This is a genomic window from Nonomuraea sediminis (assembly GCF_018531495.1).
In the GTDB taxonomy this organism is placed as follows: Bacteria; Actinomycetota; Actinomycetes; order Streptosporangiales; family Streptosporangiaceae; genus Nonomuraea; species Nonomuraea sediminis.
The window spans coordinates 1,108,170-1,123,097 of the sequence record NZ_JAHDTI010000002.1 but is presented as its reverse complement, the minus strand read 5'-3'; the positions used below and the strand labels follow the sequence as shown (position 1 = coordinate 1,123,097).

11 protein-coding genes are annotated in these 14,928 nt (G+C 68.9%); 5 read left to right on the top strand and 6 right to left on the bottom strand.

The genetic code is table 11. The annotated features are described in order from the left end of the window. Position 1: 1 nt before the first annotated feature. Positions 2 to 946 carry an ATP-binding cassette domain-containing protein gene (locus KIK09_RS13470; RefSeq protein ID WP_214319441.1) on the bottom strand — a complete coding sequence of 315 codons (945 nt, stop codon included), beginning with the start codon at positions 944 to 946 and terminating at the stop codon, positions 2 to 4. 91 nt (positions 947 to 1,037) lie between these two features. Further along, positions 1,038 to 1,661: a TetR/AcrR family transcriptional regulator gene (locus KIK09_RS13465; protein ID WP_214319440.1), complete on the bottom strand. Its 624-nt coding sequence runs from the start codon at positions 1,659 to 1,661 to the stop codon at positions 1,038 to 1,040. A 165-nt stretch (positions 1,662 to 1,826) separates the two neighbouring features. Between KIK09_RS13465 and KIK09_RS13460 the strand changes: the two genes are divergently transcribed. Then, positions 1,827 to 2,963, top strand: a complete 1,137-nt coding sequence (locus KIK09_RS13460; protein WP_214319439.1) for an FAD-dependent oxidoreductase — start codon at positions 1,827 to 1,829, stop codon at positions 2,961 to 2,963. A gap of 165 nt (positions 2,964 to 3,128) precedes the next feature. Here the strand turns inward: KIK09_RS13460 and KIK09_RS13455 are convergent, their stop codons facing one another. Next, positions 3,129 to 4,328, bottom strand: coding sequence for a cytochrome P450 (locus tag KIK09_RS13455; RefSeq protein WP_250572921.1), 1,200 nt, complete (start codon positions 4,326 to 4,328; stop codon positions 3,129 to 3,131). Positions 4,329 to 4,562: 234 nt separating this feature from the next. Then, on the bottom strand, positions 4,563 to 4,967 hold the full coding sequence (locus KIK09_RS13450) for a hypothetical protein (RefSeq protein WP_214319437.1): 405 nt from the start codon (positions 4,965 to 4,967) through the stop codon (positions 4,563 to 4,565). 260 nt (positions 4,968 to 5,227) lie between these two features. On the opposite strand from KIK09_RS13450, the gene KIK09_RS13445 reads away from it, so the two are divergent. The 4 genes from KIK09_RS13445 to KIK09_RS13430 all read left to right on the top strand — a co-directional run bounded on the left by KIK09_RS13445 (position 5,228) and on the right by KIK09_RS13430 (position 12,540). After that, complete coding sequence (locus KIK09_RS13445; RefSeq protein WP_214319436.1) at positions 5,228 to 7,069, top strand: glycoside hydrolase family 15 protein; 1,842 nt, start codon at positions 5,228 to 5,230, stop codon at positions 7,067 to 7,069. Between the two features lie 86 nt (positions 7,070 to 7,155). Continuing rightward, the gene (locus KIK09_RS57635; RefSeq protein ID WP_250572920.1) at positions 7,156 to 9,705 is read left to right on the top strand and encodes a helix-turn-helix transcriptional regulator; all 2,550 of its coding nucleotides are present in this window, start codon (positions 7,156 to 7,158) and stop codon (positions 9,703 to 9,705) included. Between the two features lie 97 nt (positions 9,706 to 9,802). Beyond that, positions 9,803 to 11,176 carry a glucose-6-phosphate dehydrogenase gene (zwf, locus tag KIK09_RS13435; protein ID WP_214319435.1) on the top strand — a complete coding sequence of 458 codons (1,374 nt, stop codon included), beginning with the start codon at positions 9,803 to 9,805 and terminating at the stop codon, positions 11,174 to 11,176. A 20-nt stretch (positions 11,177 to 11,196) separates the two neighbouring features. Next, positions 11,197 to 12,540 carry an NAD(P)/FAD-dependent oxidoreductase gene (locus tag KIK09_RS13430; protein ID WP_214319434.1) on the top strand — a complete coding sequence of 448 codons (1,344 nt, stop codon included), beginning with the start codon at positions 11,197 to 11,199 and terminating at the stop codon, positions 12,538 to 12,540. On the opposite strand, the gene cydB is transcribed toward KIK09_RS13430, so the two are convergent. Next, positions 12,512 to 13,531, bottom strand: a complete 1,020-nt coding sequence (gene cydB, locus KIK09_RS13425; RefSeq protein ID WP_214319433.1) for a cytochrome d ubiquinol oxidase subunit II — start codon at positions 13,529 to 13,531, stop codon at positions 12,512 to 12,514. The two genes, KIK09_RS13430 and cydB, sit on opposite strands and share 29 nt — an antisense overlap. A 7-nt stretch (positions 13,532 to 13,538) precedes the next feature. Continuing rightward, the gene (locus KIK09_RS13420; RefSeq protein ID WP_214319432.1) at positions 13,539 to 14,927 is read right to left on the bottom strand and encodes a cytochrome ubiquinol oxidase subunit I; all 1,389 of its coding nucleotides are present in this window, start codon (positions 14,925 to 14,927) and stop codon (positions 13,539 to 13,541) included. Position 14,928: the final 1 nt, after the last annotated feature.

Here is a 14,928-nt window from a genome sequence, read left to right as displayed (position 1 = left end):
TTCATCGTGCACTGACCTCCTTGTTTCCGTGACCGGTGAGGGCGAGGAAGACGTCGTCCAGATCCGGTGTATGCACCGACAGTTCCTCGGCTTCTATGGATTGCGCGTCGAGCTGATCGAGCAGCGCGCGGAGCGACCTCACCCCGCCGTCGCCGGGAACCCGCAAGGTCAGCTCCTCGTCGTCCCTCGTGGACCCGGGCAGGACCCGTGCCGCGACGTCGAGCGCGTACTGATCGGCGAACCGCAGCCGGACATGGCTGCCGGGAATCCGGCGCTTGAGCTCATCGGCGGTGCCCTGGGCGACCAGCCGGCCCTGATCGAGTACGGCGATGCGGTCGGCGAGCTGGTCGGCCTCCTCCAGATACTGGGTGGTGAGGAAGATGGTCGTACCGTCGGCGACCAGTTCCCGGATGATGTCCCACATGGTCCGGCGGCTGCGCGGATCGAGTCCCGTCGTGGGCTCGTCCAGGAAGATGATCTGCGGCTTGCCGACCAGCGTCATGGCGAGGTCCAGCTTGCGGCGCATGCCGCCGGAGTAGGACGCCGCCTGCTTGCTCGCCGCTTCGCCCAGCTCGAACTGGTCGAGCAACCGGCGGGCGATCTGCCTGCCCTCCGCCTTGGGCAGGTGCAGGAGATCCGCCATCAGCAGCAGGTTCTCCTCGCCGGTGAGCAGGTCGTCCACCGAGGCGAACTGGCCGGTGACCCCGATCGCCGCGCGCACTGCCCTGGTCTCCGTGGCCAGGTCGTGCCCGGCGACGATCACCTTCCCGGCGTCGGGGGTGAGCAGCGTGGTCAGCACGTTCACCGTCGTGGTCTTTCCAGCGCCGTTGGGCCCGAGCAGGGCGAAGATCGTGCCGGCCCGGACATCCAGGTCGATGCCGTCGAGCACGACCTTGTCCTTGTAGGACTTTCGCAGCCCCGAGGCCGCAATCGCTGAACCGTTCATGGCGTCCACGATCGACGATCGCTCTGATACCGGGCCGTTGCCGTGCTGACGCCGCCGCTGACACGACACCGCGTCACGGACCAAAGGCTGCCTAGGAGGTTTCGGGTCGCGGGTCCTCAGCCGTGTTCAGGCCGGCAAGGAGCAGGTCGAGGCCGGCGATGAACTGGTCGCGGTCGTCGTGTTCGCGCAGGTCCGCGGTGATGCGCGTCAGGAAGGGGTAGTCGGCGGGGTCGAGCGTCTCCCAGCGTTCGGCGGTCTGGGCAAGGAAGGCGTCGCGGCTGGTGGTCGCGCTGACGGTGACGCCCGGAGCGATGATCTGGGCGCTGACGCCGGTGACGTAGTAGAAGATCGCGGTGGAGACCGCGAACTGCCGCGAGGTGGGCAGCCCGGTTCCTGCGACCAGGGTGCCGATGCGGTCGAACAGGCGCAGTGCGTTGGCATGTGTGGCAGGCGCGGTGACGTGGGAGGCGGCCCACGGGTGCCGGTCGAGGGTGTCGAAGACGGCGATGGCGAGCGCGCGCAGCCCGGCGCCGTCCGCGGGCCGTCCAACTGTGGCGAGGGCGTGGCCGAGCACCTGGTCGGCGGCCAGGGCGACGAGTTCGTCCTTGTTCGCCACGTGCCAGTACAGGGCTCCGGTGCCGGTGTTCAGCCGTTCGGCCAGCAGCCGGAAGGTGAGCCCTCGCTCGCCGTACTCGTCCAGCAGCGCGACGGCCATGCCGATGACGATCTCTTGAGAGAGGGCGTCGGCACGTCCCCCAGCGGGTGCTCTTCCTCTTGTCCGTGGCACGTTCCCCATCTTGACACATTATGGAACGATGGTCCATATTGCTTATGGATCGCCGTTCCATATGGCTCTGTCCGACCAGAAGCGAGGAAGCCCATGAACACCAGCCACCCGATCGTCATCGTCGGCGCCGGCCTCGGCGGTCTGACCCTTGCTCGAGTCCTGCACGTGCACGGCATCCGGGCGACCGTCTATGAGGCGGAGCCCTCCCCGGTGGCGCGCACGCAGGGCGGCCAGCTCGACATCCACCGGCACAACGGACAGCTCGCGCTCGAAGCGGCCGGCCTCACCGAGGAGTTCCGTGCGATCATCCACGAGGGCAGCGAGGCTTCGCGGGTGCTCGACCAGCATGGGAAGGTGCTCCTCGACCAGCCCGACGACGGCACCGGCGAGCGTCCCGAGGCGCTTCGGGGTGATCTGCGGCGGATTCTCCTTGAATCCCTGCCCGCGGAGACGATCCAGTGGGGGAAGAAGGTCGTCGGCGTCGCGGCCCTCGGCGCCGGTCGGCACGAGCTGACGTTCGCGGACGGATCGACCGTGGGCGCCGGACTCCTCGTGGGCGCGGACGGCGCCTGGTCGAAGATCCGCCCACTGCTCTCGGACGCGAAGCCCGAATACGTCGGCATGTCGTTCGTCGAGACCTACCTGTTCGACGCCGACACCCGGCACCCCGCCAGCGCGAAAGCGGTCGGCGGCGGGGCGATGTCCGCGCTCAGGCCGGGGCAGGGGATCCAGGCTCACCGGGAGAGCGGCGGGACCCTCCACACCTACGTCGCGCTCTCCAAGCCGCAGGACTGGTTCGCCGGGATCGATTTCACCGATTCCGCCGCGGCGACCGCCCGGATCGCGCAGGAGTTCGACGGCTGGGCGCCGGAGCTCACCGCGCTGATCACCGACGGTGACACCGCGCCGGTCCTGCGCCCCCTCCACGCCCTGCCCATCGGGCACCGGTGGGATCGAACGCCGGGGGTGACCCTGCTCGGCGACGCCGCCCACCTCTCGCCCCCGAACGGCGAAGGCGCCAACCTGGCCATGTACGACGGCGCCGAACTCGGCAAGGCCATCGCCGCGCACCCCGATGACGTCGAGGCCGCGCTCACCGAATACGAGCAGGCCCTGTTCCCCCGCAGCACCGCGGAGGCCGCCGAAGCCGCCCGCGACTTCGAGCTCTGCTTCGGCGACAACGCACCCCACGGCCTCCTCTCCCTGCTCACCGGCCACGAACAGGCCTAGCGACGGTTCTTTCCGGCGAGTACGGCGGGCCAGGCCGGGAGGCCGGGAGCGTGCCGGTTTCGGCGGCGTTCTCGACAGCGGACATGAACGCCGAAGGGCGGCGGGAGACTACCGCCGCCCTTCGGCGTGGGCTGGATGAGGCGCGTACGCGACCTCAGCGCGCGGTCACGCGTCCCAGGTGACCGGGAGGCTCTTGACCCCGTAGATGTCGGCGGTCTCCGGGCGCAGGCTGACCTCCTCAGCCGGTACGGCCAGGCGCAGGGTGGGGAAGCGGTTGAGCAGCGCGGGGAGCGCGACGCGCAGCTCGACACGAGCGAGCTGCTGGCCCAGGCACTGGTGGATGCCGTGGCCGAAGGCCAGGTGCCCGCCGTCCTGCCTGCGCAGGTCCAGCACGTGGGGGTCGGTGAAGCGCTCAGGGTCACGGTTGGCGGTGGCGTACGACACGATGACCGTCGTACCGGCCTTGATGGTCTTGCCGCCCAGCTCGACGTCCTCCAGCGCCGTCCTCATGAACGTCTTCGCCACGGTCAGGTACCGCAGCAGTTCTTCGACGGCCTTTTCGGTGAGCTCGGGGTCGGCGCGCAGCGCGGCCAGCTGCTCCGGGTTCTGCAGCAGCGCGAAGGTGCCCAGCGCCAGCATGTTCGCCGTGGTGTCGAACCCGGCCGACAGCAGGATCAGGGCCATGCCCCGCAGCTCCTCGTCGGTCAGATCGCTGTCGAGCAGGTCGCTGAGCACGTCGTCGGTGGGGTTGGCGCGCTTGGCCGCCACCAGCTCCGCGAGGTACTCCTGGGTCGCGGTGTAGGCGGCGATCAGGTCCTCGTCGCTGACCTCCCCGCCGAGGAACTTGTCGATGTTGTCCTGGAAGGAGCCCCGGTCCTCGTACGGCACGCCCAGCAGCTCGCAGATGACGATCGAGGGGATGGGCTTGGCGAACGCGGTCACCAGGTCCGCCGACGGGCCGGCCTTCTCCATGGCGTCCAGGTGCTCGGCGGTGATCTGCTCCACGCGCTCGGTGAGCAGCCGCATCCGCCGTACGGTGAACTTGCCCACCAGCGGCTTGCGATACCGGCTGTGCTGGGGCTCGTCCATGAGGAGAAACTCGCCGGGCGGCGCCGGGGGGACCTCGAAGTCACCGAGATCCACAAGCGGGTGGTGGCGCATGAGCTCCTTGCGCGAGCTGAACCGAGGGTCGGCCAGGATCGACCTGGCCAGGTCGTAACCGGTGACCAGCCAGCTCTCGTGCCCGTCGGGGAAGGTGAAGCGGCTGATCGGGCCGTGCTCGCGGGCCTCGATCAGCTCCTTGGGCGGGTCGAAGGGACAGCCGGACTGACGCGCGGTCGGCAGTGCGGTAACGGTGTATTCCATAGTCATTCCTCTCATCGGCCTAGGTCCAGCGAGCAGCCGGTTGCCCGATGTCGGGGTATCGGGCCCGAGCAGGGCAAAGATCGTTCCGGTCCATGCCTTTCGCAGCCCACAGGCCGCAAATCGCCGAACCGTTCATGGCATCCACCATCGCCAACCGCCCTGACACCGGGCAGTTACCGTGCTGACACGACACCGCATCAGACCTGACCACCGGCGGAGCAGGTCGACCTTCCATCAAGCGGCGTCGAGGGCTCCGGTGATCTTGCGGGCCATGTCGACCAGGGTGGGGCTGGGCCGCCCCTGGTGGGTCTGGGCGGCCGAGTCGATGGCGACGATGACGGTGCTGCGGAAGTTGTCGGCCTCAGCCGGGTCCTGCTGCCTGAGCAGGCCCATGGCCGCGGTCAGAGCAGGCAGCACCTGGTCGGCGAGTTCGGCTACGGTCTTGCCGTACTTCACGCCCTTGGGCGCCTTGGTGAGCACGTGCCCGACCAGACCGGTCGCGGAGGTCAAGGCGATGGAGCCGTAAGTGGCGACCTTGTGGGCCGAGCCGGCGGCACCAGCGGCGGACATCAGCGAGACGGCGCCCCACGCGGCGGTCCGCAGGGTGGTCTTGTCCTGGTCGGTAAGGGTGACGGACATCGTGGTGCGCTCCTTCAAGTCTGAAATTCAAGGGGAACTGCTGGTGTGAGATCCACGATCGCCGAGCGCCCTGATACCGGGCCGTTGCAGTGCTGACATGGCCACTGACGCGGACGGGGCCGGCCGTACGTCACAACGTGCCCTGGTTCTCGGAAGCTCACAGCCCAGGAGCGGGTCGTCAACCTCACCCGCCGCGGATGAGGTCCGGCCGGGCAGTGGTGACCGACCGTTGGATACATCCCGGCAACGGAGGGAGTGTCATGGGTTGGTACCCGGCCATCGAGGCCCATGGGTTGATCGGGGACCTGCAGACGTGCGCGCTGGTGTCCGACGACGGGAACATCGACTGGTTCTGCGCGCCGCGATTCGACTCGCCCAGCATCTTCGCGTCACTGCTCGACCAGGAGAAGGGCGGCAAGTTCCAGATCCGCCCCGACACCGACACCTACGTCACCAAACAGCTCTACCTGCCGGGGACGGCGATCCTGGTCACCCGGTTCATGACCCCGGACGGCGTAGGCGAACTCATCGACTTCATGCCGATCACCGGCGCTGAGGAGACCGACCGGCACCTGCTCATCCGGCTCCTGCGCGTCGTGCGCGGGCAGATGAGCTTCGTCATCGAGTGCGAACCCCGGTTCGACTACGGGCGCGAGCAGCACCAGACGCAGGCCGATCAGGACGGCGCCACCTTCCGCAGCGACACGTTCCACGCCTCGCTGTCGGCGATCCGCGAGCCGGGCGCCCCGATCATCGCCGAGACGGGCATCACCGAGACCGGCGGCATCCGCGCCACGGTCCATGCCGAGGTCGGCTGGTCGGCCGGCGGGGTCTTCGAGGTCAACCCTGACGGCCCGCCCCGCGTCTGGTCGGCGGACGAGGCCGAGAAGCTGCTCGAGGCCACCCGCGACTACTGGCGCGGCTGGGTCGGCCGCTCCACGTACCGAGGCCGGTGGCGGGAAATGGTCGAACGCTCCGCCATCACCCTCAAACTCATGACGTACGCGCCCAGCGGCGCCCTGGTCGCCGCCCCGACGGCGGGCCTGCCCGAGCAGGTCGGTGGGGAACGCAACTGGGACTACCGCTTCACCTGGGTGCGTGACGCGTCGTTCTCGGTGCACGCCCTGCTCGGCCTCGGCTTTCAGGAGGAGGCCGAAGCCTACCTGCGCTGGCTGAGCGCGCGGGTCCAGGACTCCCGCACAACGGGGCGGCCGCTGCAGATCATGTACCGCATCGACGGCTCCCCCGACCTGGAGGAAAAGGCACTCGACCACTTCGAGGGCTACCGCGGCTCCAGTCCCGCCCGCATCGGCAACGGCGCCGCCACCCAGCTGCAGCTCGACGTCTACGGCGAGGCGCTGGACTCGATCTACCTGACGGACCTGCACGGCCTGCCCATCGGCCACCAGGGTTGGCTGCACATCCGCGACATCATCACCTGGCTGTGCGACAACTGGGACCAGCCCGACGCCGGCCTGTGGGAGACCCGCGGCGGGGACAAGGACTTCACCTACGGCCGGCTGATGTCATGGGTGGCACTCGACCGGGCCATCCGGGTGGCGGAACACCGCTCTCTCCCGGGCGACCTGCAGCGCTGGGGCGAAGTGCGCGACGCCATCTACAACCAGATCATGGAACGCGGCTGGAACGTCGAACGCGGCGCGTTCGTGCAGCACTACGAGAGCGACGTCCTGGACGCTTCCCTGCTGTACATGCCGTTGGTGGGCTTCATCTCCCCCTTCGACCCGATGTGGCAGTCGACGCTGACCGCGATGGACAAGGAACTCGTCTCCGACAGCCTCGTCTACCGCTACAACCCCGAAGCCTCGCCCGACGGCCTGCGTGGCTCGGAGGGCACGTTCTCGATGTGCACGTTCTGGTACGTCGAGGCGCTGGCCCGCTCGGGACGCCTGGAGGACGCCCGTCTCACCTTCGAGAAAATGCTCACCTACGCCAATCCGCTGGGCCTGTACGCCGAGGAGATCGGGCCCTCCGGCGAGCAACTCGGCAATTTCCCGCAGGCGTTCAGCCACCTCGCGCTGATCAAAGCCGCCGTGGACCTGGACCGCTTGCTCGACGAGGCCATCTCTCCAGCAGCCTGACTCTCCTGTACCCCCATCAGGGGGTTATTCGCCCGAATCGTATGCTCGATTCATGGTGGTCGCATTTTTCCGGGGAGGCGGCGCAAATGAAGCTGCTCTCCGGTGAAGCGCGTCAACTTCCCGATTGGGTCATTCAGCGCCCGCGAATAATAAAACAAATAGAAAAAGGCGTGCGGGGACCTCTCACGGTGATCACAGGTCCGCCTGGATCGGGCAAAACGGTGGCCGTGCGGTCCTGGGCGGCCGCGGGAGTGTTCCCGGGGCCGGTTCTGTGGATCTCGGCGGGCGACCACGGCCTCTCCGCGGACGCGTTCCGGGCGGGGCTGGTCGAGAGGCTGCGAGCGAAGGGCATCGTCCCGCCGCCTGGAGCCGGGCTCGCCGAGATCGGCGCGTATGTGGGCGGCCTCGACCCGCCTGTCGTGCTCGCCCTCGACGACGTCGGACCCGGTCCTGTGCCTGCCGAATGCGTTCTCCAGCTGCTGGGCAATTCCGGGGCGGGGTTGCGGGTGGTGGTGACCTCCCGGCAGGAGCGGCCGCTGCCTGTGCATCGCTATCTCGTGGCCGGCCAGCTCGCCGAGATCCACGCCGCTGACCTGTCCCTGACCGACGCGGAGATGGCGGCGGTCCTGCGGCGGCATGGCCTGACTCTGTCCGCGGCCGGTCTGCGCGCGCTCCTGGAGAGCACCGCCGGATGGCCTGCCGGTGTACGGCTCGCCGCGCTGGCGATGACGGAGGGCGGCCACGAGCCGGAGGAGGTCGCGGTGTCATTCTCCGGCGGCCACCGCTCGGTGGTCGGCTATCTGGCCGAAGAGGTACTGGAGACCCAGGCCACCGGCACGCGCAAGCTGCTGCTCCTGCTGGCGAGTGTGGCCGGCCGTTTCAACGCGGACCTCGCGGTCGAGCTCGCAGGAGAGGAAGGCGGGGCGGAGTTCGCCGAACTGGTCCGGCAGAACGCGTTCGTCGAGCGGCTGGAGGATGGCTGGTTCCGCTACCAGCCGATGTTCGGGGCGGCGTTCCGGATGGCTCTGGGGCAGGAGCTGGCGGCCGAGGTCCGCGGTCTGCACCGTAAGGCGGCCGCGTGGTTCGCGCACTGCGGCCGGCTGGGCGACGCGGTCGGCCAGGCCGTCCTCGCGGAAGACTGGAACCACGCGAGCCGGCTGGTCGTCGACCGGTACGCGATCGGAGACGTCCTCGGCCTGATTCCGGACACCTCGCTCATGGCGCTTTTCCGCGACATGCCGGACGTGTGCTCCTTCGCCGGATCCGCGCCGGAGCCCGCCGTCGTCGCGGCCGCCGTGGCCGTCGTGGACGGCGACGAAGGGATCTACCGCAAGGCGATCGACCAGGCCGAGAACATGATCGACCAACTGCCGGAAGAGGACGGCGACGCCGCGCGGACGTGCGTCGCCGCGGTCCGGCTCGCCCACGGCTCCACTCACCTCGAGGGGATCCTCAACCTGCTGAACAGGGTGCCTCACCGAGTTCGGAACGAGCGTCCGGAACTGATCGCGATGTTCGTCTCCGCGCGGGCCGTCTCCTCTCTGACGCACGGCCGTCTCGGGGACGCCACCGTCCAGTTCGAGGCGGCGGCCGCGGACGCTGTACGCGCGGGCGGCGGCCCGCAGATCCGGACCTGCCTCGGCTTCCGCGCTCTGACGGAGGCACTGCGCGGCAACTTCGCCCAGGCGGCCGCCGCCACCGCGCGCCTGCCCGAAGAGCAGGCCGGCGCGAAGGTCGCGGTCGCCCACCTCGCCCGCGCCTGGGTGGGTGTGGCACGGCACGAGCTCACGACCGCCGACGACCAGCTCGCGAAGGCCGGAGAGGCCCTGGCCGCGCGCCCGGACCTGCTGCTGGAGGCGATCCACGCTCTGGTTCGGGCGCGGGCCGAGATCGGTCATGGCCGGCCGGCCGGCGCGGTGGAGACGGTGTCGCGGGTGCTCGAGCGAACCGGAGCGCCGCCCTGGCTCGAACGCCGGCTGCGCCTGGTCCTCGCGGAGGCGTACACCTTGAGCGACCGGCCCGACGACGGCCGCCGCACCGCCGAACAGGCCGGTGGTGGCGAGACCGCCGCCTCGGCAGTCGCGCTCGCCCGCGCCGAGCTGCACCGGGACGACATGGCCGCCGCGGCCGGCCTGCTGCTGCCCGCGCTCACCGATTCGGTGCAGGTTCCCGCCGACGTGCGCGTGGACGCCTGGCTGCTGGACGCGGACATGGCCTACCGGGCCGCGGACATCTCCCGGGGACGCCGCTCACTGGACAAGGCACTGCGGCTGGCGCAGCGTGAACAGATCCGCTCGCCGTTCGCGCTGGCACGGGCCTGGCTGGAACCGGTGCTCCAGCGGGATCGTGAGCTCTCGCAGCACTACACCCGGCTCCTCGAACCGCTGCGCATTGTTCTCTCCTTCGCTCCGGGTGTCGACCTGCCGATGCCGAACGGTGTCGAACCGCTGAGCTCTCGCGAACTCGAGGTGCTGCGCCTGCTGGCGCTCATGATGACCACCGAAGAGATCGCCGGAGAACTCTCCCTCTCCGTCAACACGGTCAAGACGCACCTCAAGAGCATCTTCCGCAAACTCGCCGTGACGCGCAGGGGCGAGGCCGTACAGCGGGCTCGCGCCCACTCCCTCCTGGACTGAACTGCCCGCCCGCCCTCACCCGCCACGAGGGATGGCAGCCGCTACGGGCCGCGATCTGATGGGAGGACGTGCCGTGCTGGCCGACGGAGGAGCTGAGATGGCAGCTGATGGAGCCGATGCTCTGGTGATCTTCGGAGCGACCGGTGACCTGGCCAAGATCGAGACGTTTCCGGCCCTGGTCGGCCTGGTCGAGCGGGGCGTCCTCGACGTGCCCGTGGTCGGGGTGGCCAAGAGCGGCTGGGGGCTGGAGCAGTTCCGCGCGTACGCGGAGGCGTCGCTGAGGCACAACGACATCGATCCTGAGGGGGAGGCCGCCCGCAAGATGCTCGGCCTGCTCCGCTACGTCGACGGCGACCTCGGCGACGACGCCACCTACCAGGCGATGTCGGATGAGGCCGGGGCGGGCGGGCGCCTCCTGTTCTACCTGGAGGTCCCGCCGCCGCTGTTCGGACGCATCGCTCAAGGGATCGCCACCGCCGGCCGTAGCGAGGGCTCTTTGGTGATGGTCGAGAAGCCGTTCGGCACCGACCTGGCCAGCTCCCGGGCACTCAACGAGACCATGCGCACGTACTTCCCTGAAGAGGCGATCTTCCGGGTGGACGACTGGCTGGCCTTCGATCCCGTGGAGAACGTCATGTTCACGCGCTTCGCCAACGCGATCTTCGAACCGCTGCTCAACCGCACCTACGTCGAGCAGATCCAGATCACGATGGCCGAGGCCTTCGGCGTCGACGACCGCGGCCGGTTCTACGACCGGACGGGCGCGATCAGGGACGTGGTCCAGAACCACATGCTCCAGGTGCTGGCGACCGTACTGGCCGAGCCGCCGGACGGAGCGGGTCAGGAGTCCTGGCGGGACGCCAAGGCGCGGGCGATATCCGCGATCCGCCCGCTGCGTCCTGACGACATCGTGCGCGGCCAACACGAGGGGTATCACGACGTGGACGGCGTGGAGCCGGGATCCACGACGGAGTCCTACGTCGCCGTCCGGCTCGCCGTGGACAACTGGCGATGGGCCGACGTCCCGATCCTGATCAGAGCCGGGAAGTGCATGCCGGTCACCGCCACCGAGGTCGACATCCGCTTCCGGCGGCCGCCCTACGACGTGTTCGGTATCGGCGCCCGCACCTCCAACTCGCTGCGGTTCCGTATCTGGCCGGAGACCGCGGTCGGCCTCGGGGTCCTGGGGAAGAAGCCCGGCGGCGGCATGGAACCTCAGCCGGAAGAACTGAGCTTCGCGCAGGCTCCCGGTTCCGACATGCGCCCGTACGACCGGCTCATCGGCGCGGCACTGTCCGGCGAACGCTGGCTGTTCGCCCGGCAGGACACCGTCGAGGCGGCGTGGAATGTCGTCGGTCCGATCCTCGGCGACGTCACGCCCGTGTATCCGTACGCCCGGGGAACGTGGGGCCCCAAGGAGGCCGACCTGCTGCTGCCCGGTCAGAGCACCTGGCACGACCCCGAGGGCTGAGCGAGGGACCGGAGGACGCGATGACCGAGCCATCCGGCCGACGGCGCGTCGTGATCGTGGGCGGCGGGTTCGCCGGCCTGTTCGCGGCACGCGAGCTGAGGGGCGCCGAGGTGGCGGTGACCCTGATCGACCGTTCCCAGCACCACGTGTTCCAGCCGCTGCTCTACCAGTGCGCGACCGGGATCCTGTCGGAGGGAAAGATCGCCACGCCGCTGCGAGGCCTGCTCAAGAAGCACCAGAACGTCGACTGTGTGCTGGCCGAAGTGGTCGATTTCGATACGGCCGGCCGGCGCGTCATCGCCGAGCGCGTGGGCGGTGACCGCCTGGAGTTCGCCTACGACGACCTGATCGTGGCGGCCGGGGTGCGGCAGTCGTACTTCGGCCACGAGGAATTCGCCCGCTGGGCTCCCGGCATGAAGACGGTCTCGGACGCGCTGGCCATCCGCCGCCGGCTCTTCGGCGCGTTCGAGATGGCACAGACTGCGCGGACCGCGGAGGAGCGGCGCGAATGGTTGACGTTCGCGCTCGTGGGAGCCGGCCCGACCGGGGTCGAGCTGGCGGGCCAGATCCGCGAACTCGCCACCAAGACGCTTCGCTCGGAATTCCGGACCATCCAGCCGGAGGAGGCCCGGGTCCTGCTCTTCGACGGCGGCGACGCGCCGCTGGCCATGTTCGGAACCGCCCTGTCGAAGAAGGCCGCGGACACGTTGCTCAAGATGGGCGTCGAGCTGCACATGAACTCGCTCGTCACCCAGGTGGACGAGAAGGGAGTGCTCGTCAAGGACCGCGCCGGGCAGACGACGCGGTACGACGCCAGGACGGTGCTGTGGACGGCAGGCGTCGAGGCGCCCCCCGTGGCGCGCGCGCTCGCCGCGGCCACAGGCGCGAAGACCGACAGGGCCGGCCGGATCATCGTCGAGAAGGACCTGACGGTTCCCGGCCATCCCGAGATCTCCGTCATCGGCGACATGATGAACCTGGACGACCTGCCCGGCGTCGCGGAGGTGGCGATGCAGACCGGCCTGTACACCGGGCACCGCCTCAAGCAGCGAGCGGCGGGGAAGCCCGTGCACAAACCGTTCACGTACCGCGACCTCGGTTCGGCCGCCTACATCGCCCGCGGCGACGCGGTCGTGTCGGCGGGACCGCTGAAGGTCGGCGGCTTCCCCGGCTGGTGCATCTGGCTGTTCATCCACCTCGCCTTCCTCACCGGCTACCGCAATCGCATCGCCACGCTGTTCCCCTGGTGGCTCGCCTTCGTCCGCGGCGTCCGCCGTGAAAGGGCCTTCACCACCGAGCGGATCGACATCCAGCGAGACGTGTACGCGCCGCCGGCTACCCGTTCTCCGGCGCCGCCTCCGTGAGGAACTCGTTCCTGCTGACCCGCCGGCGGAAGACGTAATAGGTCCACGCCTGATAGGCCAGCACGATCGGCAGCATGACGACGCCGACGACCGTCAGGACCTTGAGCGAGTAGGGCGGCGACGCCGTGTTGTGCACCGTGAGGTTGTACATCGCGTTCGTGCTGGACACCATCACGTTGGGATACAGGTCGACGAAGATCGTGATGATGCCGGACGCGATGGTGACCGTGGTGGCGGCGAACGCCGGCCGTTCGCGACGCAGGTAGACGAACACGGTGGCGGCGACGGCGGCCACGACGGCCAGCACTTCGATCGCGTTGAGCGCGTGGCCCTTCTCCGTGCCGACGTGCGTCAGCACCACGAACGCGATGACGGCCACGACGGTGACCGGGCCGATGAAGCGGGCCAGGCGTCCCGCCCGTGCGCGCACGTCGTCCGTGGTCTTCAGCGCCAGGAACGTCGCGCCGTGCAGCATGCACATCATCATCACGGCGAACCCGGTGACCAGTGCGTACGGCTGGAGCAGATCCCAGAACGACCCGGTGAACTCCTGCTCGGCGTCGATCGGCAGGCCGTACAGCAGATCGCCGAGTGCCACGCCGATCAGGAACGGGGCCAGGAAGCTCGCCGCCGTGAGAAGGCCGTCCCAGCCGCGGCGCCAGCGGGCCGAGGGGTGCTTGGCCCGGTACTCGAAGGACACCCCGCGCAGGATCACGGCCGCCAGCAACAGCGCCAGCGCCAGATAGAGGCCGGAGAACATGGTCGCGTACCACCCGGGGAACGCGGCGAACATCGCGGCCCCGGCCACGATCAGCCAGACCTCGTTGGCGTCCCAGAGCGGCCCGATGGTGTTGATGGCGGCCCTGCGGCCGGGTTCGTCACGGCCCACGAACTCGTGCAGCATGCCGACGCCGAAGTCGAACCCCTCCAGCACGAAGAAGCCCGTCCACAGAAAGGTGATGACGATGAACCAGAACGTGACGAGATCCACTGGCGCCTCAATACTGGATGGCCGGTAGCGGGCCGTCCATGTCGGCCTCCGCGCGGGGCGGCGGGAGTTGCTCGCGGGCGTACCGCAACATCAGGAAGAGGAAGATCGTGCCGAGGATCGCGTAGAGCAGGACGAAGCCCACCAGCGAGATCGCCGTCTCTGCCGTGCTGACGGACTGCGAGATCCCGTCCTTGGTCAGCATGATCCCCTGGACGATCCAGGGCTGCCGGCCGCTCTCGGTCAGCAGCCAGCCCGCGGTGTTCATGACGAACGGGAGCACGCACGCCCATGTCGCCAGCCACAGGAATCTGGAGGAGCGGGCCAGCTTCTTCTTGCGGCTCAGCCACAGCCCCCACAGGCCCAGCAGGAGGACCAGCCCTCCGGCGTAGGCCATCACCCGCATCGACCAGTACTGGATGAAGACGTTCGGGACGTAGTCGCCGGGCCCGTACTGCTGGGTGTACTGCTCCTGCAGCTCGTTCAGGCCCACCACCTTGCCGTTCCACGTGTTGGTGGCCAGCACGGACAGCACGTGCGGAACAGAGATGATCTTTACCGGGTTCTGGTCCTCCTTGCCCCCGCCGATCTGGAACAGCGAGAACGAGCACGGCTGGCACGTCTCCCACTGGGCCTCGGCGGCCGCGATCTTCATGGGCTGGTACTTGCCCTCGACCACCCCAAGTGCGTCGCCCACCACCATCGTGAGGAACATCGCAGGAACCAGCACGATGAGCGAGATCCGCGCGGAGCGGGCGAACACCTCGGGAGTCTTGCCGCGCCGCAGCTGCCAGGCCGATACCGCCAGCATGATGACCGCGCCGGTGACGAGCGAGGCCAGCACGGCCTTCGCGTACCCCCACAGGAACACCGGATTCACCAGCAGCGCCCAGATGTCGGTCAGGTACGGCATGCCGGTCGTGGCGTTGATCGCGTAGCCCACGGGATGCTGCATCCACGAGTTGGCGGCCATGATGAACGCCGCCGACAGGATGCCGCCGAACGCCACCAGCCAGATCGACAGCAGGTGCAGCCGGGGCGGCAGCCTGTCCCAGCCGAACAGCCACACGCCGAGGAACGTCGATTCCATGAAGAACGCGCCGAGCCCCTCCATCGCGAGCGGCGCCCCGAAGACGTTGCCGACAAGGCGCGAGAAGGCCGACCAGTTCATCCCGAACTGGAACTCCTCGACGATGCCGCTGACGACACCGATCGCGATGTTGATGACCAGCAGAGTGCCGAAGAACCGGGTCAGGCGCAGATAGTCCTCACGCTTGGTGCGGAACCACGCCGTCTGCAGGATCGCGGTGAGAAATCCCAGCCCGATCGAGATCGGGACGAAGATGAAGTGGTTGATCGTGGTGAAGGCGAACTGCAACCGCGCGAGGTCGACGTTCATC

Excerpts from the sequence above, each read along its gene's own strand:
- KIK09_RS13470 (WP_214319441.1), bottom strand. The coding sequence starts at position 946 with ATGAACGGTTCAGCGATTGCGGCCTCGGGGCTGCGAAAGTCCTACAAG.
- KIK09_RS13465 (WP_214319440.1), bottom strand. The coding sequence starts at position 1,661 with ATGGCCGTCGCGCTGCTGGACGAGTACGGCGAGCGAGGGCTCACCTTC.
- KIK09_RS13460 (WP_214319439.1), top strand. The coding sequence starts at position 1,827 with ATGAACACCAGCCACCCGATCGTCATCGTCGGCGCCGGCCTCGGCGGT.
- KIK09_RS13455 (WP_250572921.1), bottom strand. The coding sequence starts at position 4,328 with ATGGAATACACCGTTACCGCACTGCCGACCGCGCGTCAGTCCGGCTGT.
- KIK09_RS13450 (WP_214319437.1), bottom strand. The coding sequence starts at position 4,967 with ATGTCCGTCACCCTTACCGACCAGGACAAGACCACCCTGCGGACCGCC.
- KIK09_RS13445 (WP_214319436.1), top strand. The coding sequence starts at position 5,228 with ATGGGTTGGTACCCGGCCATCGAGGCCCATGGGTTGATCGGGGACCTG.
- KIK09_RS57635 (WP_250572920.1), top strand. The coding sequence starts at position 7,156 with ATGAAGCTGCTCTCCGGTGAAGCGCGTCAACTTCCCGATTGGGTCATT.
- zwf (WP_214319435.1), top strand. The coding sequence starts at position 9,803 with ATGGCAGCTGATGGAGCCGATGCTCTGGTGATCTTCGGAGCGACCGGT.
- KIK09_RS13430 (WP_214319434.1), top strand. The coding sequence starts at position 11,197 with ATGACCGAGCCATCCGGCCGACGGCGCGTCGTGATCGTGGGCGGCGGG.
- KIK09_RS13420 (WP_214319432.1), bottom strand. The coding sequence starts at position 14,927 with ATGAACGTCGACCTCGCGCGGTTGCAGTTCGCCTTCACCACGATCAAC.